This is a genomic window from Streptomyces kronopolitis (assembly GCF_050953795.1).
Classification (GTDB): Bacteria; Actinomycetota; Actinomycetes; order Streptomycetales; family Streptomycetaceae; genus Streptomyces; species Streptomyces kronopolitis_A.
The window spans coordinates 4,051,599-4,072,589 of record NZ_CP191850.1; the positions used below are offsets into that span (position 1 = coordinate 4,051,599).

The following is a 20,991-nucleotide window of genomic DNA, read 5'->3' on the forward strand; positions in this document are numbered from 1 at the left end:
TTGGGGCGGCCGGGGCGCGTCAGCCCGGGCCGGGCCGCGGCTCCGCCGTCTCGTACGGCGGCTCGTGGGGCGGCGCCTCGCCCGGGTGCGCGGCGGCTCCGCAGGAAGGGGCGGCGGCGACGCGGCCGGGCGCCGGGCCGGACGCCACGGGCCCGGGCCGTCCCGCCGCCCCCGCCCCGCGCCGCCACAGCGCCACCGCGGCCAGCGCCGCGGCCGCCCCGGCCACCGCCGCGCAGCCGCTCGCCCAGGTCGGCCCCTGGCCCGAGGGCATCACCACCAGTGTCAGCGCCACCACCGCCGCCTTCGCGCCGGTCCGCGCCAGCGGCCGCCAGTCGGCCGCCGCCAGCGGCACCACCGCCCACAGCGCGTACCAGGGCTGGGCCACCGGCGCGGCCGCCACCAGCGCCAGCAGCCCCGCCCCCGTGGCCCGTTCGGCGCCGGTCCGCGGGGCGCGCCACACGCACAGGCCCACCGCGACCAGGCCCACCGCGAGCCCGGCCAGCCGCGCGGCCGTCATCGCCCCGTCCGCCGTGCCCCACCCCAGCCCCTCGGCGAGCCACCCCAGCAGATGGCCGGCGTCGGTGCTCAGGGACAGCAGCGTGTGCACCTCGGCGGGCGTCCGCAGGGTCCACAGCCAGCCCCACCCCTGGCCGCACGCCGCCACCCCCGCCACCAGCGCGGCGGCGGCCACCCCGGCGAGCCGCGCCGCCTGCCGCCACCGCTCCCGCCGGCCGGCCCGCCCGGCCACGCTCACCGCGGCCGCGCACAGCAACGCCACCACGGCGGGTGCCTTCACCAGCACCGCCGCGATCAGCACGACCGTCCCCAGACACCAGCGCCCGCGGCGGAACGCCACCAGCCCGGCCGGCACCAGCCCGAGCAGCAGCGCGTCGTTGTGCGCCCCGCCCACCAGGTGCAGCAGCACCAGCGGACTGAGCGCCCCGGCCCACAACGCGCCGGCCGCCCCCGGGCCCGAGGTGCCCGCCAGCCGTCCCAGCGACCACACCAGCAGCCCCACCCCGGCCAGTGCCACCAGCCGCAGCCCCAGCGCCGCGGCCACCACGTGCCCTTCCCCGGTGAGCGCCACCACGGCGCGGGCCACGGCGACGGACAGCGGTCCGTAGGGGGCCGGCGCGTCGTGCCACATCCCCGGGACGTTGGCCGCGAGCGGGCCGCCCAGGGCCGCCGGACCCAGCACATAGACATCCAGGCCGCGGCCCGCCAGCGCGCCCTGGGCGAGATAGCTGTAGGCGTCGCTGCTGCCCAGCAGCGGGCCCGGCACCAGCGGCAGCGCCCAGCACCACAGCGCCGTCCGCAGCTGCCGCCGCCCGGCGGCCGCCCCGGACGCGAGGAGGCCGCCCAGCCGCCACCAGGCGGTGAGCAGCAGCACCAGCCCCGCATAGGACAGCGCCACGCACACCGAGGTGAACGGCTCCCCGCGCCGGCCCCACACCCCGTCCGCAACTCCCGGCGGCAGCGCCCCGGATGCCCAGGCACCGGCCCCCAGCAGCACGGATCCCAGTGTGCCCAGGAGCACGGCTCCCCGGACGGTGCTCGCTGCCGCGCTCATCCGGCCAACCTAGACGCGGAGCGGGCCGCGGCGGCGCACACGGCCGGGCAAGTCGCCCGTCCGTGGGCGGGCGGGCCCGCGCCGCCGCGGCGGACGGCCCGTCACCGCTGCGGCGCCGCGGTTCAGTCGGCGCAGTAGCTGTCTTGCTGCGGGCGCCGCCCCGTCGTCAGGAACGTGGTCACCGTGCGGTCCCCGCAGGCGTTGCCGTTGCCCAGGTAGGCGCCGTGCCCGCCGTGGCCGAGGGTGACCAGAGCGGCCCGGCCGCCGAGCGCCTGACGCATCTTCAGGGCACCGGCGTACGGGGTGTTGGGGTCCCGGCGGTTCTGGATCATCAGGATGTCGGCGGGCCCGTCCGCGGTGATCCGGGTGGGTTCGCCGGCCGGCGCGTCCTTCCAGAAGGCGCAGGCCGAGACGTTCACCGGCATCCCGCCGGTGAGCGGATGCCGGACCCGGTCGGCGGCCACCGCACGCCGGTAGGCGGGCAGCGACGCCGGCCAGCGCACATCGTTGCAGACGGTCGCCATCGTGACGGCCGCGTCCTCGTCGGGCAGCGGCCCGGCGACGGCGGCCGGCAGCACCGGCACGGCGGCCGGATCGCGGGCGGCCCGCACGAGCCGGGCCAGCCCCTCGAAGAGGTCGTCGCCGACCAGGGCGTTCTGCATCGCCTGCCGCAGCCGGTTGCCGGTCAGCGGGACGCCCGGGGTGGTGGACGGCTTCGGCGCGCGGTCCAGCTTCGCCGCCAGCGCGAGGAACAGCGGCCGGACGTCCGCGGCGCGCCGGGCCAGCCGCAGTTCCCCGCGGGCCGGGTCCGCCGCCCAGGCCGCGAAGTCCGGGAACCGGTCGTCCGCGCCGACCGCCGTGTTCGCCAGCCACCCCCGCTCCACCCGGAACGGATCGGGGTCGCCGGTGCTGTCCAGCACCCAGCGGTCGGTGTGCCGCGGGTACTTCTGCGCGTACACCGCCGCGACATAGGACCCGTACGAGACACCCCAGGCCGACAGCTTCTCCTCGCCCAGGGCCCGGCGCAGGCGGTCGATGTCGCGCACCTCGTTCGCCGTGGTCATGCTGGGCACCACCGCCCCGCCGTTCCGATGGCACGCCTCGGCGATCCGCCGGGAGCGGGCGGTGTTCTCCGCGATGCCGCCGTCCGGGCCCGGCCAGGACCGCAGGGTGACCAGGTGCCGGTCCTCCGGGGCGAGCCCGCAGCCCGCCCGCGAACTGCCGCCCACCCCGCGCGGATCGAAACTGACCAGGTCGTACGCCCCCGCCGTCGCCCGACTCAGCGCCGCGCCCTTCGCCGTCATCCGGCTCAGTCCGGAGCCGCCCGGCCCGCCGGGGACGACCAGCAGCGTGCCCCGGCGCGCCGCGGGCCGCTCGCTGCGCACCCGGGTCACGGCGAGGCCGAGCCGCGGGCCGCCGGGGTCGCGGTAGTCGAGCGGGACGGGCAGGGTGGCGCACTCCCGGCCGGGCGGGTCCTGGGGGCCGGCGCACGGCCGCCACGCGAGCGCGGGGGTGCGGACGCCGGCCGCGCCGGCCGGCTGTGCGGTGGTCACCGTGGCGGCGAGGACCGCGAGACAGAGCGCGGAGGCCCGCACCCGGGAGGCGTAAGTCGTCATGGGGCAAGGGTGGTTGAGCCATTCGCGACCGCCCATCCGGCAACCCTCAGTGCCCGCAGGGGGGTTGACCCGAGTAAGCGGTCCGCACGGAGCCGCTCCGGGCTACTCGCCGATGCCGATCAGCGCCAGCGTGATGTTGTCGGGGCCCCCCGCCTCGATGGCGGACCTCCACAGTTCGAAGGCGGCCCGGCCGCCGCTGTGCTGCCGCAGCAACTCCGCGATCTCGTCCTGCGGGACGTGGTCGGTCAGGCCGTCGGTGCACACCAGGTAGCGGGCGCCCGTGGCGAGCGGCGCGGTCGTGAGGTGCGGGACGACCGGCGTGAACTCCGGTGCCCCGCCGAGCGCCTGGGTCACGAGGGAGGTGGTGGTCCGGCCCGGAGTGAGCGGCGGGCTGTCGTCCACGCTCACCTGCCGCAGACCGTCCGCGCCCGCGTCCAGCACCCGGCTGTCGCCGACGTTGAACACCAGCACCGACCCGTCCCGCACGACGGCGCCGGCCACCGTCGTGCCCATGGTGCACAGCTCCGGGTCCCGGTCAGCGGCCGCGTACACCGCGTGGTTGCAGAGGTTCAGGGCGTCACGGACGGCCTCCTCGCCGTCCAGTGACGGGCCGAGCGCCGCCAGTTGCCGCACGGTCAGCGCGCTGGCCACCTCGCCGGCCGGCTGCCCGCCGATGCCGTCGGCGACCGCGACGACCAGCGGGCCGCCGAGCGGGAACACCAGGGTCTGCGGGTTCTCGGTCACCGTGCCGCAGAGCGTCCAGGGGCCGGCCACCAGGCTGTCCTCGTTGTGCTCGCGGACCAGTCCGGTGTGGCTCAGCGCGGTCACGGTGACGTACTGCATGGACGCGTCCCCCGTCCCCGGTCGTGCTCCACCACGGCGGGCCCGCGGCGTGCCGTGCCCCCATTGTCGCGCCGGGGTCCCGTCCCGCGCGCCCGCTGGACGGTCACCGGCCGGTCAGCGGGGTTCCCGGCCGCTCAGGGAGCCGCGCTGCATCAGCCGGGAGATGTCCTTGCCGGTGGCGATGCCCACCAGCCGCCCGCCGTCCACGACGAGGATGCGGGCCCCGCTGCGCAGGGTGAGCCGGTCGAGCGCCGTGCTCAGCGGCTCGTCCGGGGCGGCGACGGCGCACTGGGACAGCGGGATCGCCACCTCGCGCACCCGCACGCTCTCCCGGCTCGCCACCGGCAGGGACGCCAGCCGGCGCAGCTGCACGACGCCGCTGGGGCGGCCGTCGAAGTCGACCAGCGGCAGCGCGGAGTGCCGCGAGGGCACGGCGACCTCGTCGATGAAGCGCTGGACGGTCAGCCAGTCGGCGCCGGTCGTCACCGGGCTGGACATCGCCTCGGCCACCGTGACCCCGCGCAGCGCGGCGTGCAGCGCGGCACGGCGCCGCTCGGCCCCGGCGACGACCATGATGAACAGGCCGACGAAGACGATCCACAGCCCGCTCGGCGCGCCCCGCAGCACGGCGATCCAGCCGGCGGCCACCAGCAGCAGCCCCATGATCTGGCCGCCCCGGGAGGCCACCACGTCCGCGCGGTCCCGGTCCCCGGTGCGCCACCACAGCACGGCCTGCACCACCCGGCCGCCGTCCAGCGGCACGGCCGGCAGCAGGTTGAACACGCCCAGGAACAGATTCGCCCAGCCCAGCCAGGCCAGGACGACGGCGGGCACCGCCCAGCCGGACAGCCGGTGCAGCCCGAACCCGGCGCCGAGCGCGACCCCGCCGATGACCAGGCTGGTCAGCGGCCCGCTGACGGCCACCGCGAACGCCGCCGCGGCGGTCTTGGGCCGCCCCATCCGGGTGGTGCCGCCCAGCGCCCACAGCGTGACGTCCTCGACGGAGATCTTCTTGCGCAGGGCGGTCGCGGCATGCGCCGTCTCGTGCAGCAGCAGGCTGCCCATGAGCAGCGCGGCCCCGACGACCCCGGCGAGGGCGTAGACCGCGCCCGGGCGGCCCGGCGTCCAGACGGGCAGGCCCTGCCGGCCCAGCGCGTACGCGAACAGGCCGATCAGCAGCGGCACGCTCCAGTGCATGCGCAGCGGCACCCCGACCACATGTCCCACACGGACCGAGCCGTTCATGCGCGTCTCCTGCCCGCCCGGTGCCCGGCCGCCACCCGGGGCGGACCTCGTCGGCCCGCGCTCCGGGAAGTGACCGCCCGGTCCTCACCTCACCATTGTCGCGCGCGGAACCTACGCTGGAGAGACGGAAGCACGGCCGGCCGTACGGACGGCGACCCCGTCCGGCGGCGCAGCACGCGGGAGGTGCGACATGGGTCAGAGCCACCACTTCCACCTGGACCAGGGTGATCACTCGATCACCGTGAACGTGGGGCCCGGCCGGGCCGGGGAGGTCGAGCTCCTGGTGGACGGCAAGGTGATCGCCTACCAGAAGGAGCACAGCGCCGGGATGAACGTGCTGACCGGCGAGCTTCCCGAGGAGCCCGTCCACCCCTTCCGGGTCCTGCTGCGCCAGCCGCATCTGGTGCCTTCCATGCCCCGGTGCACGCTGGAGCTGGACGGCGTCGAGCAGCCGATGCCGGAGCGGCTCGTCCTCTGAGCCCGCCGCGGCGCGGCCACCGGGTGAGCGGCCGCCCGGAGCCTTCGCCTGCCCCCGTCCGCCTGCTCCCGTCCGCCTGCCTCCGCGCCGCCCGGCCGGTACCCGCTCCGCGCGCAAAAGGGCGCATGACGCGTTGGGCCACCCGGCTGATTGTGGCCGCCGAGCGTTTCGCTCCTGGCGGGTTGAACGACGGTGCGGGAGCGCAACGGCAGGACGATACGTCTGGCATCGGACGGACGCGGAGGCGAGGAGCGACGTGAGAAGAATTGCGCAGGCAGGGAGCATCGTCGGGGCATGTGGACTGGTGATGCTCGGTGGCGGGGTCGCCCGGGCCGTGACCGTTCCGGGTGACTCGCTGCTGTCGGCGGTGGCGGGTGCCGACGTCGGCACCGTGGCCGGCATGGTCTCCGGAGTGATCTGCAACAACCGCCTCGCCGACTTCAACTACAAGTCCCCGGTGGTCAGATCGCCGCACCCCTGCGTCAACGGGCCGGTCCACAGCGGCAACAGCCTGCACAGCGGCAACTTCATCAACCACGGCAACCCCAACAACAGCGGCAATCTCCACAACACCAACGGGTCCACGAACAGCGGCGACAGCGTCACCGGCGCGTCGAAGGACAGCGGCAACAACCTCCAGCGCATCCTGCGCCTGCCCTGACCCGGAACGGGCCCCGGCCGGGGCCCGTTCCCCCGCGGCCCTTCCCGATCGCCCGGCGGCCTCCGCCGGGCGATCACCGTGTGCGGCCCCGCCTCCGCCGCAGCGCCCCCGGGGCCCGCCCGGAACGACTCCCGCCGGGAACGACTCCGGCCCCGGAGCGATCCGGGGCCGGAGGGTGTGACGGGTCAGCGGCGGATCACAGGCGCTGCCGGCCGCCGTGGCCGATGTGCTGCTGGTTGTTGCTGGTCTTGTTCTCGGCTCCGGTCGTGCCGCCCGCGTCGTCGTTGGTGTTGCCGTTGACGTTGGTCGGGCTACCGCTGTTGCTGTTGTTGCCCGACAAGTGGACGTTCTGCGAGTTCTGAACGTTTCCGCTGTTCAGTGGCCCGTTGATGCAGATCCGGGCGCGCTGGGTGCAGTTGAATCCGGCGTGGAAGCTGGCCACGGTGTCGCTGTTCCACACGCCGCCCCCGTCGTCGAACGGCCCGTCCCAGGCCTGGGCGGGCGAGGCCCCGCCGGCGGCCAGGAGCAGACCGCACGCTCCCGCAATCACCACATTGAACCGTGCCATGTTCTTCACTGTGTGCTCCTGCACCTCGCGGTTGGTACCCCGCGGACTTGCTACCGGCCGTGCCTCCATCCGCCAAGCGTGCGCAACGGCCCGTCCCGCGCATTCACCCTGATCGATCACCGGATTCACCGTGACGGCCCTGCGACGGCACACCAACGGCCGCCGGGCTGCGCCGTCCGGGGCGTGCCGGACGGCGCGAGCCGGGCGGGATGTCGCGGGCGCGTCCTACGACCGCAGCCGCAGCCGCTGGCCCGGGCGGAGGTGGTCCGGGCCCCGGTGGAGGGTGCCCTTGTTCAGGCCGTACAGGGCCTTGGTGCCGCCCGGGACCCGGGCGTGCGCGGCGACGGCGGAGAGGCTGTCGCCGCGGCGCACCACATGGGTGCGGGCGGCGGACCGCAGAGCGCGGGTGGCGGGGCCCCGGCTCGGGCCGGCCGCGGCGGCCTCCTGGTCGGCGGGGAGGGTACGGTCGCTCGCCGAGGTCACCCGGGCGCAGTTCGGCCAGGCCGACAGGCCGCGGTCGCGGACGATGCGCTCACCGACGGCGATCTGCTGGGCGCGGCTGGCGAGGTCGGCACGCGGGGCGAAGCGGTCGCCCCCGTACGCGCGCCAGGTGGCGAGGTCGATCTGCAGCCCGCCGTGGTAGCCGTTTCCGGTGTTGATGTGCCAGCGGCCGCTGCTCTCGCAGGCGGCGATCCGCTCCCAGTCGGGGCCCGGCGGGCCGGCGGGCGCGCGGGACACGGCGGCGCCCCGGCCGGCGGGGCCGAGGACTCCCAGCATGACCAGCAGCACGAACAGCAGCGTTTCGACGGACCGTTTGGCTAGGTGCGACGGCATGACGGTTTCCTCCGCTGTGCTCCGGCAACGCCGTGGCGCAGTGACTCGCCACGACCGGTGGGCACGCACCAACTAACCCGGCAATATGGTTTTTGGCGTGCTTGAGGAGCGCGACATGCGGGGTTTCACCCGGGTGGGCGCGTGGCAGCAACCGGCGGACCGGGGCGGCGGACGGCGACAGCCGCGAGCGGCGGACGGGCGCGGTCAGGCGACGGGCAGCGCCTCGTACGGGGTGCGCGGCGGTGCGGCGGGCGGCGGGGAGCCACGTGCCGCGACGGCGCCGACGGGAGCCCTCGAACGGGTCGCGGCGGGATACGCCGAGCCCCGACCTCACCCGGTGGGAGTCCGCACGGCCTCTGCGCGGTCATGCCGTCGACCGCTTCCCGCTCGCCACCCACGGAAATTCCGCTACGCAGGCGCTGCGTGCGGTTCTCGGGCTGGAGCCGGGGAGGGTCCGGGACCGGTGCCCCGTGGGGGCTGGGCCGTTGAACTCCGGGCGTGGTAAGGGTCGTTCAGGTCTGTGCGTGGACCGGCCGTTGCGGTGGGTCCGGCGTCTGCGGATGTTTCACGTGGAACACGTCTGCGACGGCTCCGGTGTCCGCTCCTGCGTCTGTGCCAGGTCTGTCTCTACGTCGGTTGTGCCTCTACGTCGGTTGGACTTCGGTGTCCGCGTCAGTTCTGCGGCCGCGTCATTTCCTGCGTCCGCGTGGGCGTTGCCCGGGCTGCTGGTCCGTCGTGCGGCTCCGCTGCGGGAGCCCGCCTCGGGATCCGCTGCCGGACCGGGCGGTGGGATCTGTCCGCCGGAACTGCTCCGGAGGTGCCCACCGGTGTGCCGGCGGTGGATCGTGCCGGTGACCGCTCTTCTCGGCGCGGATCTGTCACGCGCCTCGTCCGTCTCGTGTCCGTCCCTCGTCGGGGCGGGCCGAGCCGTCGGAATCATCGGAGCCGTCGAACCGTCGAGCCGTCGAACCGTCGAAAACCCGAGGTCAGATGACACCGGCGGTGTGCGCGCGGTTGCGGGCCGCCGGGATGACCGCGCCGCGTGCGTCGGCGTGGGCATCGGCAGGCGCGGCGGCGGCCGGCTTGGCGTCTGCCGGGGCCGCGGTGGCCTGGGCTGTCGCGTCCTGGTCGGCGCAGTCGTCGGAGGTCAGCGGATCGGCCGTGTAGCTGCGTCGGCTGCGCATGCCGGGTGAGGTGCCGTGCGCCTCGGCGAGGATGCGCTGCTTGATCGTCGGCGGCAGCTCGGGCCGCGGGAACCTGCGGCGTCCCGATCCGGCCTGGCCGTACAGCGGTACGGCGCGCGGCGCGGGCACCGAGGGAGACCCCGCTCCCGGCCGGTCCGACGCGCCGTGGCCCACCGCCTCGGCAACTCCCGCGCCCGGGGCCTCGCCGCCCGTGCTCTCCTTGCCCGGCGTCCGCTCGTACAGTGCGGCGTCCCGGCGCGCCGCCGAGGCGGTCGCGGAGACACCCAGTGATGCCAGCAGCCTGCCGAGCACGGCAAGGCACACCGCCCAGAACTTCATGACCTTGGTCGCAGCCATGGCCCCTCACTTTCGGTGAGGACCTCTCCCCGAGAGATCCGTTGCGTCTACTTCCGTCGTGCCGGTGGTGCATCGCTCCAGTCGCTCCGCTTCCGGGGTGCACCGCTCGGATGGCGTCGCTTCTGTTGCGTTTTCTTATGATGAGTACGCAATGGGAGGAATCGCGGACCGACGCCCCCGGATCGGCGTTCTTCCGATGAACACCACCCGTACGCAGTAGCCGCGGCCCTCCAGGGGCGGGGGAGCGCAGGTCGCGGGCCCGGCCGGCCGGGGTCTTCACCCGCGCCGCGACGCGGGTCGGGACGCCTGCGGGTGCGCCGGACGGGAACCCGGGTTATGGCCGGGCGCGAGCCACATCCGGGCTCAGGGCGGAGCCGGGCTCAGGGCAGGGCGGGGCCGGGCTCAGGCCGGTGTCAGCTCGCCGGTGCGCGCCATCTGCGCCATCATGCGCACGCCCGTCGGCTCGGGGATGCCGGGCGGGATGATCAGCAGGTCCCAGCGGCCCCGGCCCATCGAGACCAGACAGACGGTGTCCGGCCCGGGGCGGCCGGCGGTCCTGCGCAGGCGCACCACATGGCCCTCGACGAGGATGTGGGACGGGAGCGCGGGCCAGGCCTTGCCGTTCACGGTGGCGTGCGTGATCCGCGGCCAGTCGAAGGGCAACGCGGTCAACAGTTCGGGGAGTTCGGCCAGGAGATCGGCCGAGTGCGGCCACCAGACGCCGTCGATGCGCCGCGCCGTACCGGTGTGCGGGGCGAAGGTCAGGCGGGCGACGGGCGGGGGCGCGTGGTGCCGGTGCGGGTCGGCGTGCGGGTGGTCCTTGGCGACGGCGGTCATGCGGTGCTCCCGATGCGGCGGGCCGCCACCCGCGCCGGGTCCGGCCAGTGCACGTCCCGGACCCAGCCGAGCCGTTCGAAGAGCCGGATGACGGCGGCGGACACATCGACCTGCCCGCGGTCGACGCCGTGCCGGGCGCAGGTCGGGTCGGCGTGGTGCAGGTTGTGCCAGCTCTCGCCGAACGACAGCAGGGCCAGCGGCCACAGATTGGTCGCCCGGTCGTGGCGGCGGGTGCGGAAGGGCCGCTCACCGATGAGGTGGCAGAGCGAATTGACGCTCCAGGTCACATGGTGCAGCAGCGCGATCCGGACGAATCCCGCCCACAGCAGGGCGGTCAGCGCGGTGACCCAGGAGCCGCCCAGCGCCCAGCCGAGCGCGAAGGGCAGGCCGAGGGTGAGCAGGCACAGCAGGGGAAACGCCCGGTCCACCGCCCGGATGCCGGGGTCGGCGAGCAGGTCGGGCGCGTAGCGGCGGTGCGAGGTGGGGTCGTCACCGAACAGCCAGCCGATGTGCGAGTGCACCAGTCCGCGCAGCTGACCGCGCAGGCCGGTGCCGTAGCGGTAGGGGGAGTGCGGATCGCCGGGGCGGTCGGTGAAGGCGTGATGGCGGCGGTGGGTGGCGACCCAGTCGATGACATCGCCCTGGAAGCTGAGCGAGCCGGCCACGGCCAGGGCGACCCGCAGCACGGGGGTGGCGGTGTAGCTGCCGTGGGTCAGTCCGCGGTGGAAGCCGATGGTGACGCCCAGCCCGCTGATGACGTAGAAGACCACCAGCAGCACGAGGTCGGTCAGGTGCACGACGCTGCCCCACAGCAGGGGGATCGCGACGGCCAGTCCGACGAAGGGGGCGACGACGATGATGCCGGTCACCGTCACGTACATCCTGCGGCCGCCGGTCGGCGGGGAGGGGGCGTCGCGGTCGGGGAACGGCGAGGTCCCGTCGTAGTCCCGAGCCGGCGGGGCGCCGCGGGCCGCGGAGGTCACAGGTCGCTTCCCGCCTTGCCGGAGGGCGGCGCCGGGCCGGCCACGTGCGGTCCGCTCCGGGCGGCCTCGGCCTGCTGCTGTCTGCGCAGCCGCCGCGACTCCCTCCAGTCCGCGTACCGGTGGTGGGGCATCCGCCCGGTGTTCTGTGCGTTGAGCCGGGCGAGGAACAGTGCGCCCAGCGCGACCAGCGCCAGCAGCACGACCACGGTCCACAGCGTCTGCATGTGCTCACCTCACCGCATACCTCGGTCACCCTCGGCATTTCTCGGTGTTCCGGTGCTTTCACGGTACCCCGAGTGGGCCCGGTGAACCCCTGTATGGGGGTACATGGGCTGCTCTGTGCGGTTATCGCAAGGTATGGGGCCGTCTACCGGTCGGTCCGGAGGTGCCGGCCCGTGCGCCGGCGGGGGCGCCCCCGGTGGGCGCCCCCCGGCGGGCGGGCGCCCCGGCCGGCGGCGGGCGCTCAGTAGGATGCTGCGGCGTCCCGGCCCGCGGGGCGCCCGGCGTGACGGGAGGCGACGGCATGGGCGCAAAGCCCTTCGGGAGGCCGCCGGGCGGTGCGCAAAGGCCCGGTGCGCCGGAGCCGCAGGAGCGCGGCGCAGGCGGGCCGGAGCACACCCGGCGCCGCGGGCAGGGCCAGCTGGAGGCCCAGGTACTGGCCGCGCTGCACCACGCGCCGGGGCCGGCCGGCGCCGCCTGGGTCCGGGAGCGGCTCGGCGGCGACCTCGCGTACACGACCGTGATGACGATCCTCTCCCGGCTGCACGCCAAACAGGCCGTCACCCGCGAGCGGTCCGGCCGCGCCTACCTCTGGAGCCCGGCTGCCGACGAGGCCGGGCTCGCCGCCCTGCGGATGCGCCGCGTCCTGGACGGCGAACCGGACCGGGACGCCGTGCTGACCAGCTTCGTCTCCACGCTCTCCGCGCAGGACGAGCAGCTGCTGCGCGCCCTGCTGGACCGTGCCGCGGACGAGGACCCCGGCACGGACGAAGCACGCGGGGGCTGACCGGTGGGCGTCTTCGTGTTCCTGCCGCTCGTCCTGCCGCTCACCGCCCTGCCGATCGCCCGGCTCGCGGAGCAGCACCTCCATCCGCGGGCCACCACCCGGCTGCTGACCCTGCTCGCCGCGGTCCTCGGGCTGTGCAGCACGCTCTGTCTGGGGCTGCTGGTGGTGGTCGGCACCGCCCAGCTGCCCGGCAACCCACTGCCCGACGGCTGGTCGGACCCGGAGGTACGGGCCGCGGTCCCGTACGCCGAGGTCGCCGGCGCCGCCGCGATCCCGCTGCTGGCCACGGCGCTCACCGTCTGCGGCACCACGCTGCGCCGGCACCACCGCGTCCGGGCCCGCACCCACCGCGCGCTGGACGTGCTGCCGGCCGGCGCCGACCCCGCGGTGCTGCCGGACAGCGTCCCGTACGCCTACGCCGTGCCCGCCGCCCCCGCCCGGCCCGGGCGCCCCGCCAGGCCCGGCCGGATAGCGGTCTCCCGCGGGATGCTGGAGCGCCTGGACGAGGACGAGGTCCGCGCGCTGTTCGCCCACGAGCGGGCCCACCTGACCTGCCGTCACCACCGGGCGCTGCTCGCCGTGCGCCTGGCCGGCTGCGTCAACCCGCTGCTGCTGCCGCTGCGTTCGGCCGTCGCGTTCGCCACCGAGCGCTGGGCGGACGAGGAGGCGGCGCGGGTGGTGGGCGACCGGCGGCTGACGGCCCGGGCGGTGGGCCGGGCGGCGTTGATCCAGCGGTCCGCGGCGCCGGTGGAGCTGGCGCACTTCGCGGGGCCCGAACCGGGGCCGGTGCCACGGCGGGTGGCGGCGCTGCTCGGGCCCGTACCGCCGGCCCGTCCGTGGCCGCCGGCGCTGACCCCGGCGGGGCTGGCGGCCCTGGTCGCCGCGGCGGGCACCGCCGCCTCCGCGCTCTGCGCGCTCAACGCGGCCGTCGCGCTGTTCGTCGTTCTGAAGGCGGCCACGCCGCTGTGAGTGCACACTGACCCATGACCCGTACCGGGCGGCTCCCGCGCAGTGCGCCGTGCGCCACCCGACGACCGGCACCTTCTACACGACTGTAGAACTTCCCGGTACAGTGGCGCGCACTGCGCAACAGGCGCGTCCGGAGGGGGAGATGGCGACGAGGTGCGGACTCCTGACCTGGGACTGCCCGCCTCCAGAAACGGAGGTGCGATGGGTCTATCAGCCGGTGGAGGTCCAATACCCGGACGGCGGATGGACGTTGGGCCGGATCAATGCCTGGTGGACGGACGGGGCGGGCGAGTTGTGGTGCCGGCTGCGGACGCTGCCCGGCGGCGCGTGCCCGCAGTGGCTGCGTTACGACCCCGAGTCGATCCTGCTCCTGCCCAGCACCGGTCTGTGACCCGCTCCCCCCGGCCGGCCCGCCCGGCCGCCGCGGGCGCCCCCTCCCCCGTACGGCATCACCCGCATCAACAGCATCAGAAGGACCAGAAGGGCCACCGGCGTGCATGACAGGCAGAGGCACCAGCAGACGGCCCGGCGGGGCTCCGGTGGCGCCACCGGAGCGCCCCCTGCCGCCGGTGACGGCTCCCGCGGCCCCGGCGGCTCCCGCGCCTCCGCGCGCCGCCGGCCCGCCGACCCGGCCGGCCGGTCCGCCGGCGGCTCACGGAAGGCGGGCCGGCCGGACAAGGTCCGGATGACCCGCCGCGGCCGGATCGTCGCCTGGACCGGCGGCACGCTCGGCGTGCTGCTGCTGTGCACGGCCGGCGTCGGGGCGTGGGTCTACCAGCACCTGGACGGCAACATCCACGGCGCGGACATCGGCGTGGACGGTGCCCGGCCGGTCAATCTCAGCCCCGGCTCCAAGAACATCCTGGTCGTCGGCTCCGACAGCCGGGCCGGCGCCAATGCCAAATACGGCAAGGGCCTGACCACCATGCAGTCGGACACGCTGATGATGGTGCACATCGCCGCCAACCGGAAGTGGGCCACCGCGGTGTCCTTCCCCCGGGACTCCTGGGTGCAGATCCCCGCCTGCACCCGCGGCAACGGCTCCCGGTCCACCCCCCACCACTTCAAGATCAACGAGGCGTTCTCGATCGGCGGCGACTCCGGCGACATCGGCAAGGCCGCGGCCTGCACCATCAAGACCGTCGAGAAGAACACCGGGCTGCGCGTCGACCACTTCGCCTCGGTCGACTTCCAGGGCTTCAAGGGCATGGTCAACGCCCTGGGCGGCATAGAGGTCTGCCCCAAGCACGCCATCCACGACAAGAAGGCCCACCTGGACCTGGAAGCGGGCTGCCAGAACGTCCAGGACGAGAAGGCCCTCGGCTACGTCCGCACCCGCTACAGCGTCGGCGACGGCTCCGACCTCGGCCGGATCGGCCGCCAGCAGGAGTTCATGAAGGCCCTGGGCGCCAAGGCGCAGGCCAAGCTCACCAGCCCGGGCGAGCTGTACGACTTCCTGGACTCGGCCACCAAGTCCCTGACCACCGACAAGGACCTGGACGGCCTCAAGCCGCTCTACGACCTGGCCGCGACCGTCAAGGACATCCCCTCCGACCGGCTCACCTTCGTGACCGTCCCCAACTACTACCGCGAGTCCGACGTCCCCACCGACAAGGCCAATGTCGTCTGGCAATACCCGCAGGCCGCCCAGCTGTTCAGCGACATCGCCCACGACCGGGAACTCGGCGCCGCCGGGAAGAAGAAGCTCGCCGAGGCCGCCAAGAACCCGGTGACCGCGCACGCCGTGCGGGTCCGCGTGCTCAACGGCACGGGCATCGCCGGCCGGGCCGCCTCCGCCGCCGAGCAGTTGCGCAAGCTCGGCTTCACCGTCATCGCCACCGGCAACGGCCCCGCCACGGACCGCACCACCCTCACCTACCCCGCCGCGCTCAAGACCCAGAGCGAGGTGCTCGCCGCCCGCCTCCAGGGGACCAAGGCCACGGAGTCGGCCGGTGCGGCGGCGGACGCGGTGACGCTGACGATCGGGCCGGACTTCCGGGCACAGGACTAGTCGGCCCCCGGCGCCCCGGCCGCGGTCGGGGCGCGGCGGACACCGGCGCCGTCCGTCAGACCCGCAGCCGCTCGACCGGGCGGGCCGTGCGCATCTCGATGTCGTGCGCGGCCCGCTGGATCAGCTGATGGCTGAGGTCGGACATCGCCCGCGCCACCGCCAGTTCGTCCCCGATGTCCGGGACGTTCTCATCGGCGGGATTGCAGCGCGCCGTGCCCTGACCGACCAGCTGTCCGCCGTCCTTGCCCCGCAGCCTGGCCTCGGCCCGGACCTCGCTGTCGATCTCGGTGATGCTGATCTCGGTGTTCCAGGTCTTCGTGGCGGTCACCGGAAGCCTCCTCGTACGTCCCCCGAACAGCACATGTACCGCCCCCACACCCCCATCGTCGCACCGGCCGGGACCGCCCGCACCTGGGGCGATCCCACGCACGACCAGGGGTTTTCCCATGGCGGGGGCGCGTCGAACCGCCCTGATCCGCGGCGCGGTGTCGGTGCTCCGCGCCCGGGTCAGTCCTCGCCCTCCAGCTCCCCCTCGGTCTCCAGGAACGCCTCCCGCAGCGCCGCCAGCGTCTCGGCGTCCGGCTTCTCCCACATGCCGCGGGACTCGGCCTCCAGGAGGCGCTCGGCGATGCCGTGCAGGGCCCAGGGGTTGGCCTCCTGGAGGAAGGCGCGGTTCTCCGGGTCCAGGACGTAGGCCTGGGCGAGCTTGTCGTACATCCAGTCGGCGACCACGCCCGTGGTGGCGTCGTAGCCGAACAGGTAGTCCACGGTGGCGGCGAGTTCGAAGGCGCCCTTGTAGCCGTGGCGGCGCATCGCCTCGATCCAGCGGGGGTTGACCACCCGGGCGCGGAAGACCCGGGAGGTCTCCTCGACCAGGGAGCGGGTGCGGACCGTCTCGGGCCGGGTCGAGTCGCCGATGTAGGCCTCGGGCGCCTTGCCCTTGAGCGCCTTGACGGTGGCGACCATCCCGCCGTGGTACTGGAAGTAGTCGTCGGAGTCCGCGATGTCGTGCTCGCGGGTGTCGGTGTTCTTGGCGGCGACCGCGATGCGCTTGTAGGCGGTCTCCATCTCCTCCCGGGCCGGGCGGCCCTCCAGGCCCCGGCCGTAGGCGTAGCCGCCCCAGACGGTGTAGACCTCGGCGAGGTCGGCGTCGGTGCGCCAGTCGCGGGAGTCGATCAGCTGGAGCAGCCCCGCGCCGTACGTCCCCGGGCGGGAGCCGAAGATGCGGGTGGTGGCGCGCCGCTCGTCGCCGTGCGCGGCCAGGTCGGCCTGGGCGTGGGCGCGCACGAAGTTGGACTCCGCGGGCTCGTCCAGCCCGGCGACCAGCCGTACCGCGTCGTCGAGGAGGCCGATGACGTGCGGGAAGGCGTCGCGGAAGAAGCCCGAGATGCGCAGCGTGACATCGACGCGGGGACGGTCCAACTCGGCGAGCGGGATCGGCTCCAGGCCGTTGACCCGGCGCGAGGCGTCGTCCCACACGGGGCGGACGCCCAGCAGCGCGAGGGCCTCGGCCACGTCGTCGCCGCTGGTGCGCATCGCGCTGGTGCCCCACAGCGACAGCCCGACCGACTGCGGCCAGTCGCCGTTGTCGTCGCGGTAGCGCGCCAGCAGGGAGTCGGCGAGGGCCTGGCCGGTCTCCCAGGCGAGGCGGGAGGGGACGGCCTTGGGGTCGACGGAGTAGAAGTTGCGGCCCGTCGGCAGGACGTTGACCAGGCCGCGCAGCGGGGAGCCGGAGGGACCGGCCGGCACGAAGCCGCCGTTCAGCGCGTGCACCGCGTGGTCGATCTCGTCGGTGGTGGCGGCGAGGCGCGGCACGACCTGGCGGGCGGCGAAGTCGAGGATGTCGGCGACCGCGGACGCGTGGCCCGCGGCGATGCCGGCCACCGCCGCCGGGTCCCACTGCGCGTCCTCCATCGCCTGCACCAGCGCGCGGGCGGTGGCCTCGGCCTCGTCGGCGCTCGTGCGGGTCGCGGCGGACTCGTCCAGGCCGAGCGCCTCGCGCAGGCCGGGCAGCGCCGACGTCCCGCCCCAGATCTGGCGGGCGCGCAGGATCGAGAGCACGAGGTTGACGCGCGCCTCGCCGGTCGGCGCGCCGCCCAGGACGTGCAGCCCGTCGCGGATCTGGGCGTCCTTGACCTCGCACAGCCAGCCGTCGACGTGCAGCAGGAAGTCGTCGAAGCCGTCGTCGTCCGGGCGGGCCTCCAGGCCCAGGTCGTGGTCGAGCTTGGCGGCCTGGATCAGCGTCCAGATCTGGGCGCGGATCGCGGGCAGCTTGGCCGGGTCCATGGCGGAGATCGCCGCGTACTCGTCGAGCAGCTGCTCCAGGCGCGCGATGTCGCCGTAGGACTCCGCGCGCGCCATCGGCGGGACGAGGTGGTCGACGAGGGTGGCGTGCACCCGGCGCTTGGCCTGGGTGCCCTCGCCGGGGTCGTTGACCAGGAAGGGGTAGATCAGCGGGAGGTCGCCGAGGGCGGCGTCCGGGCCGCAGGCGGCGGACAGGCCGGCGTTCTTGCCGGGCAGCCACTCCAGGTTGCCGTGCTTGCCCAGGTGGACCATGGCGTCCGCGCCGAAGCCGCCGTCGGCCGCGGAGGCGGCGATCCAGCGGTAGGCGGCCAAGTAGTGGTGCGAGGGCGGCAGATCGGGGTCGTGGTAGATCGCGATCGGGTTCTCGCCGAAGCCGCGCGGCGGCTGGATGAGGATCAGCAGATTGCCGCGGCGCAGGGCCGCCAGCACGATGTCGCCCTCGGGGTTGCGGCTGCGGTCGACGAACATCTCGCCGGGCGGCGGGCCCCAGTGCTCCTCGACGGAGTCGCGCAGCTCCTGCGGGAGGGTGGCGTACCAGCGCTTGTAGTCGGCGGCGGGGATGCGGACCGGGTTGCGGGCGAGCTGCTCCTCGGTGAGCCACTCCTGGTCGTGGCCACCGGCCTCGATCAGGGCGTAGATCAGCTCGTCGCCGTCGCCGGACGCCAGGCCCGGGACCTCCTCGGCGCCGAAGTCGTAGCCGTCGGCCCGCAGCCGGCGCAGCAGCGCGACGGCGCTGGCCGGGGTGTCCAGGCCGACCGCGTTGCCGATGCGGGAGTGCTTGGTCGGGTAGGCGGACAGCACCAGCGCGAGGCGCTTCTCGGCGGCCGGGATGTGCCGCAGCCGGGCGTGCCGGACGGCGATCCCGGCGACCCGGGCGGCGCGCTCGGGGTCCGCGACGTAGACCGGCAGACCGTCCTCGTCGACCTCCTTGAAGGAGAACGGGACGGTGATCAGCCGGCCGTCGAACTCGGGGACGGCGATCTGCGAGGCGGCGTCCAGCGGGGAGAGGCCCTCGTCGTTCTCCTCCCAGGCGCTGCGCGGCCCGGTCAGGCACAGGGCCTGGAGGATCGGCACGTCGAGCGCGGCCAGCGCCCCGGCGTCCCAGGCCTCGTCGTCACCGCCGGCCGAGGCCTCGGCGGGCTTGCTGCCGCCCGCCGCCAGGACCGTGGTGACCAGCGCGTCGGCGGCCCCCAGGGCCTCGATCAGCTCCGGCTCGGGGGCGCGCAGGGAGGCGACGAAGAGCGGGCGGGCCCGGCCGCCGGCCGCCTCGATCTGCTCGCACAGGGTCCGCACGAAGCCGGTGTTGCCGCTCATGTGGTGGGCGCGGTAGTAGAGCACCGCGATCACCGGGCCGCTGTCGTTGCGGCTCTCCCGGTCCAGCGGGCCCCAGGACGGGGCGGGCGCCGGCGGCTCGAAGCCGTGGCCGGTCAGCAGCACCGTGTCGGAGAGGAAGCGGGCGAGCTGGTCGAGGTTGGCGGGGCCGCCGTGCGCGAGGTAGGCGTGCGCCTCGGCCGCGATGCCGACCGGGACCGTGGACTGCTCCATGAGCTGGGCGTCGGGGGCCTGTTCACCGGTGAGCACGACGACGGGGCGGTGCTGGTCCTCGGCGAGCAGCAGGTCCAGGCCCTCCTGCCAGGCGCGGATGCCGCCCAGGAGGCGCACGACGACCAGGTCCACACCGTCCAGCAGGGCCGGCAATTCGGCGACGTCGAGGCGGGCGGGGTTGGCGAGCCGGTAGGGCACCGGGCCCGTGGCCGCGCGGGCGCTGAGCAGATCGGTGTCGGAGGTCGACAGCAGCAGAAGCATGCGTGCGCAGGCCTTCCTCGGGGTGTCCGCGCCCCGGGTGGTCGTAAGGACGGCGGGAGTTCCTGACTCACCCGGCGCCTGCCGGGTTCACAGTGGCGGGACCGCGCCGGATTCGCACCGGGCTTCCTCCCTGGGGTCGTCCGACCCCACGCCGTCGCTGGCGTCGGCGGATCAGCCGACCCACCGACCTGAATGGTAAGGGCTGAGCCCGGAGGAGGTAAGCGGGCCTCCGCGGCGGCCGCACCGGGGTGCCCGCGAGGGGGTCCGGGGCCGGTTCCGGCGCGCACCGTCGTAGGTATGCTCGCCGCCATGCCGCCCTCCCCCTCGACACGCCCCCCAGGGGCCGAGCCGCCCCTGCGGGACCGCGGTGACGCCTGCCCGGGAGCGCTGCGGCTGCACGGTGCCGCCGACGGGTATCTGGCCCGAGTGCGACTGCCCGCAGGAGATTTGACGGTGCGTCAGGCAACGGACCTGGCCGACGCGGCGGACCGGCTCGGCGACGGCCACCTCTCCCTGACCTCGCGCGGCAACGCCGAGCTGCGCGGCCTGCCCGAGGGCTGCGGCGCCGAGCTGGCCGGGCTGCTGCGCGACGCCGGACTGCTGCCCTCCGCCCGCCACGAGCGCGTCCGCAACATCCTCGCCTCCCCCCTTGCCGGACTGACGCCCAACAGCCCTGCCCGGGTGCGGCGGTGGGCCCGTGAGCTGGACGGTCTGCTCTGCGCGAGCGAGCCGGCGACCGCGCTGTCGGGCCGTTTCCTCTTCGTCCTGGACGACGGGCGGGGCGAGCTGGCGGGCCTGGGCGGCGATGTGAGCTTGGTCGCAGAAGCGGCCCCGGCCGGGGGGACCCCCGGCGCCGGGGACACCGCGCTGCTGCGGGTCGGCGACGATCCGGCGGCGCTGCGGATCGCCGGCCCGGACGCCCCGCGGGCCGCGCTCGCCGCCGCCGAGGCCTTTCTGACCGCCGCCGCGGCGGGCGGCAGCGGCGCCTGGCGGGTGCGCGAACTGCCCGACGGACAGCGGCTGACGGCCCGCGACGTGGCGGAGCATCTGCACCGAACCGGCATCAGCGCCACATATCTGACGCGGGCCCCGGCGCCCGCCGCCCCGGTGGCCCCCCGCGCCGCGGCCCCCGGGATCGTCGAAGGCCCCGACGGCACGGCGGCGCTCAGCGTGCTGGCACCGCTGGGCCGGCTGACGTCCGCCCAGTGGCGGCTGCTGACCGCCGTCGCCGCCGACGACGGCTGCGGCGCGCTGCGGCTGACCCCCTGGCGCGGCGTCGTCCTGCCCGGGCTGCCCGGGCTGCCGGCCGGCGCGGCCGCCGCGCGCCTGTCCGCACTGGCCGCGGCCGGGCTGATCACCGATCCCCGCTCCCCCTGGCACCGCCTCGGTGCCTGCACCGGCCGCCCCGGCTGCGCCAAGTCGCTCACCGATGTCCGCACCGACGTGGCGGCCGCCGTCACCGCGGGCGCCCCCGTCCCCGGCGCTCCCCCCGCCGCCGTACCCGACGGCCTGCCCGTCCACTGGTCCGGCTGCGCCCGCCGCTGCGGCCACCCCCACGGCGCCTGGGTCGACGTGCTGGCAACGGAGGAGGGCTACCGGGTGTCGGTCGTCCGGCCCGCTGCCGCACCGCCCCCCGGTGACACCCCGGCACCCCCGCCGCACCCCGCCCCACCGGCCCCGAGCCACACCCCATGAGCCAGCCCGCACCCGACAACCCCG

Annotated in this window: 19 protein-coding genes and 1 riboswitch; of the genes, 7 read left to right on the top strand and 12 right to left on the bottom strand. The window is 75.3% G+C overall.

What is annotated here, in order from left to right:
• Positions 1-19 precede the first annotated feature (19 nt).
• The 4 genes from mptB to ACQP17_RS17845 all read right to left on the bottom strand — a co-directional run bounded on the left by mptB (position 20) and on the right by ACQP17_RS17845 (position 5,274).
• Positions 20-1,570, bottom strand: a complete 1,551-nt coding sequence (gene mptB, locus ACQP17_RS17830; RefSeq protein WP_433857165.1) for a polyprenol phosphomannose-dependent alpha 1,6 mannosyltransferase MptB — start codon at positions 1,568-1,570, stop codon at positions 20-22.
• Positions 1,571-1,692: 122 nt separating this feature from the next.
• Complete coding sequence (locus tag ACQP17_RS17835) at positions 1,693-3,186, bottom strand: alpha/beta hydrolase (protein ID WP_433857166.1); 1,494 nt, start codon at positions 3,184-3,186, stop codon at positions 1,693-1,695.
• A 102-nt stretch (positions 3,187-3,288) separates the two neighbouring features.
• Positions 3,289-4,029, bottom strand: a complete 741-nt coding sequence (locus ACQP17_RS17840; RefSeq protein ID WP_433857167.1) for a PP2C family protein-serine/threonine phosphatase — start codon at positions 4,027-4,029, stop codon at positions 3,289-3,291.
• Positions 4,030-4,143: 114 nt separating this feature from the next.
• The gene (locus ACQP17_RS17845; RefSeq protein WP_433857168.1) at positions 4,144-5,274 is read right to left on the bottom strand and encodes a site-2 protease family protein; all 1,131 of its coding nucleotides are present in this window, start codon (positions 5,272-5,274) and stop codon (positions 4,144-4,146) included.
• A 190-nt stretch (positions 5,275-5,464) separates the two neighbouring features.
• Between ACQP17_RS17845 and ACQP17_RS17850 the strand changes: the two genes are divergently transcribed.
• Together ACQP17_RS17850 and ACQP17_RS17855 are read left to right on the top strand one after the other, a co-directional pair.
• A complete protein-coding gene (locus ACQP17_RS17850; protein ID WP_364873713.1) occupies positions 5,465-5,752 on the top strand; it encodes a hypothetical protein in 288 nt (95 codons plus the stop codon).
• Positions 5,753-6,059: 307 nt separating this feature from the next.
• A complete protein-coding gene (locus tag ACQP17_RS17855) occupies positions 6,060-6,413 on the top strand; it encodes a hypothetical protein (protein ID WP_433859933.1) in 354 nt (117 codons plus the stop codon).
• A 196-nt stretch (positions 6,414-6,609) separates the two neighbouring features.
• Here ACQP17_RS17855 and ACQP17_RS17860 read toward each other — a convergent pair whose 3' ends face one another.
• The 6 genes from ACQP17_RS17860 to ACQP17_RS17885 all read right to left on the bottom strand — a co-directional run bounded on the left by ACQP17_RS17860 (position 6,610) and on the right by ACQP17_RS17885 (position 11,400).
• The gene (locus ACQP17_RS17860; protein ID WP_433859934.1) at positions 6,610-6,990 is read right to left on the bottom strand and encodes a hypothetical protein; all 381 of its coding nucleotides are present in this window, start codon (positions 6,988-6,990) and stop codon (positions 6,610-6,612) included.
• 216 nt (positions 6,991-7,206) lie between these two features.
• Positions 7,207-7,815 carry a transglycosylase family protein gene (locus ACQP17_RS17865; RefSeq protein WP_433857169.1) on the bottom strand — a complete coding sequence of 203 codons (609 nt, stop codon included), beginning with the start codon at positions 7,813-7,815 and terminating at the stop codon, positions 7,207-7,209.
• 986 nt (positions 7,816-8,801) lie between these two features.
• Positions 8,802-9,356, bottom strand: coding sequence for a DUF6344 domain-containing protein (locus ACQP17_RS17870; protein WP_433857170.1), 555 nt, complete (start codon positions 9,354-9,356; stop codon positions 8,802-8,804).
• A 402-nt stretch (positions 9,357-9,758) separates the two neighbouring features.
• Positions 9,759-10,193, bottom strand: a complete 435-nt coding sequence (locus ACQP17_RS17875; RefSeq protein WP_433857171.1) for a DUF5994 family protein — start codon at positions 10,191-10,193, stop codon at positions 9,759-9,761.
• Complete coding sequence (locus tag ACQP17_RS17880) at positions 10,190-11,176, bottom strand: acyl-CoA desaturase (protein ID WP_433857172.1); 987 nt, start codon at positions 11,174-11,176, stop codon at positions 10,190-10,192. Before ACQP17_RS17880 ends, ACQP17_RS17875 begins: the two co-directional genes overlap by 4 nt.
• Entirely contained in the window at positions 11,173-11,400 is a 228-nt protein-coding gene (locus ACQP17_RS17885; protein WP_433857173.1) for a hypothetical protein, read from the bottom strand. Before ACQP17_RS17885 ends, ACQP17_RS17880 begins: the two co-directional genes overlap by 4 nt.
• A gap of 299 nt (positions 11,401-11,699) precedes the next feature.
• Between ACQP17_RS17885 and ACQP17_RS17890 the strand changes: the two genes are divergently transcribed.
• The 4 genes from ACQP17_RS17890 (at position 11,700) to ACQP17_RS17905 (ending at position 15,162) form a co-directional block, all read left to right on the top strand.
• Complete coding sequence (locus tag ACQP17_RS17890) at positions 11,700-12,182, top strand: BlaI/MecI/CopY family transcriptional regulator (protein WP_433857174.1); 483 nt, start codon at positions 11,700-11,702, stop codon at positions 12,180-12,182.
• Between the two features lie 3 nt (positions 12,183-12,185).
• The gene (locus tag ACQP17_RS17895) at positions 12,186-13,151 is read left to right on the top strand and encodes a M56 family metallopeptidase (protein WP_433857175.1); all 966 of its coding nucleotides are present in this window, start codon (positions 12,186-12,188) and stop codon (positions 13,149-13,151) included.
• Between the two features lie 196 nt (positions 13,152-13,347).
• Entirely contained in the window at positions 13,348-13,542 is a 195-nt protein-coding gene (locus tag ACQP17_RS17900) for a hypothetical protein (protein ID WP_040900439.1), read from the top strand.
• A gap of 294 nt (positions 13,543-13,836) precedes the next feature.
• On the top strand, positions 13,837-15,162 hold the full coding sequence (locus ACQP17_RS17905) for an LCP family protein (RefSeq protein ID WP_433859935.1): 1,326 nt from the start codon (positions 13,837-13,839) through the stop codon (positions 15,160-15,162).
• A gap of 55 nt (positions 15,163-15,217) precedes the next feature.
• Here ACQP17_RS17905 and ACQP17_RS17910 read toward each other — a convergent pair whose 3' ends face one another.
• Together ACQP17_RS17910 and cobN are read right to left on the bottom strand one after the other, a co-directional pair.
• On the bottom strand, positions 15,218-15,490 hold the full coding sequence (locus tag ACQP17_RS17910) for a DUF1876 domain-containing protein (protein ID WP_433857176.1): 273 nt from the start codon (positions 15,488-15,490) through the stop codon (positions 15,218-15,220).
• Positions 15,491-15,669: 179 nt separating this feature from the next.
• Positions 15,670-19,272, bottom strand: coding sequence for a cobaltochelatase subunit CobN (gene cobN / locus ACQP17_RS17915; protein WP_433857177.1), 3,603 nt, complete (start codon positions 19,270-19,272; stop codon positions 15,670-15,672).
• 38 nt (positions 19,273-19,310) lie between these two features.
• A riboswitch (cobalamin riboswitch) is annotated at positions 19,311-19,471 on the bottom strand.
• A gap of 98 nt (positions 19,472-19,569) precedes the next feature.
• On the opposite strand from cobN, the gene cobG reads away from it, so the two are divergent.
• Entirely contained in the window at positions 19,570-20,967 is a 1,398-nt protein-coding gene (cobG, locus tag ACQP17_RS17920) for a precorrin-3B synthase (protein ID WP_433857178.1), read from the top strand.
• The last annotated feature ends 24 nt before the right edge of the window (positions 20,968-20,991 follow it).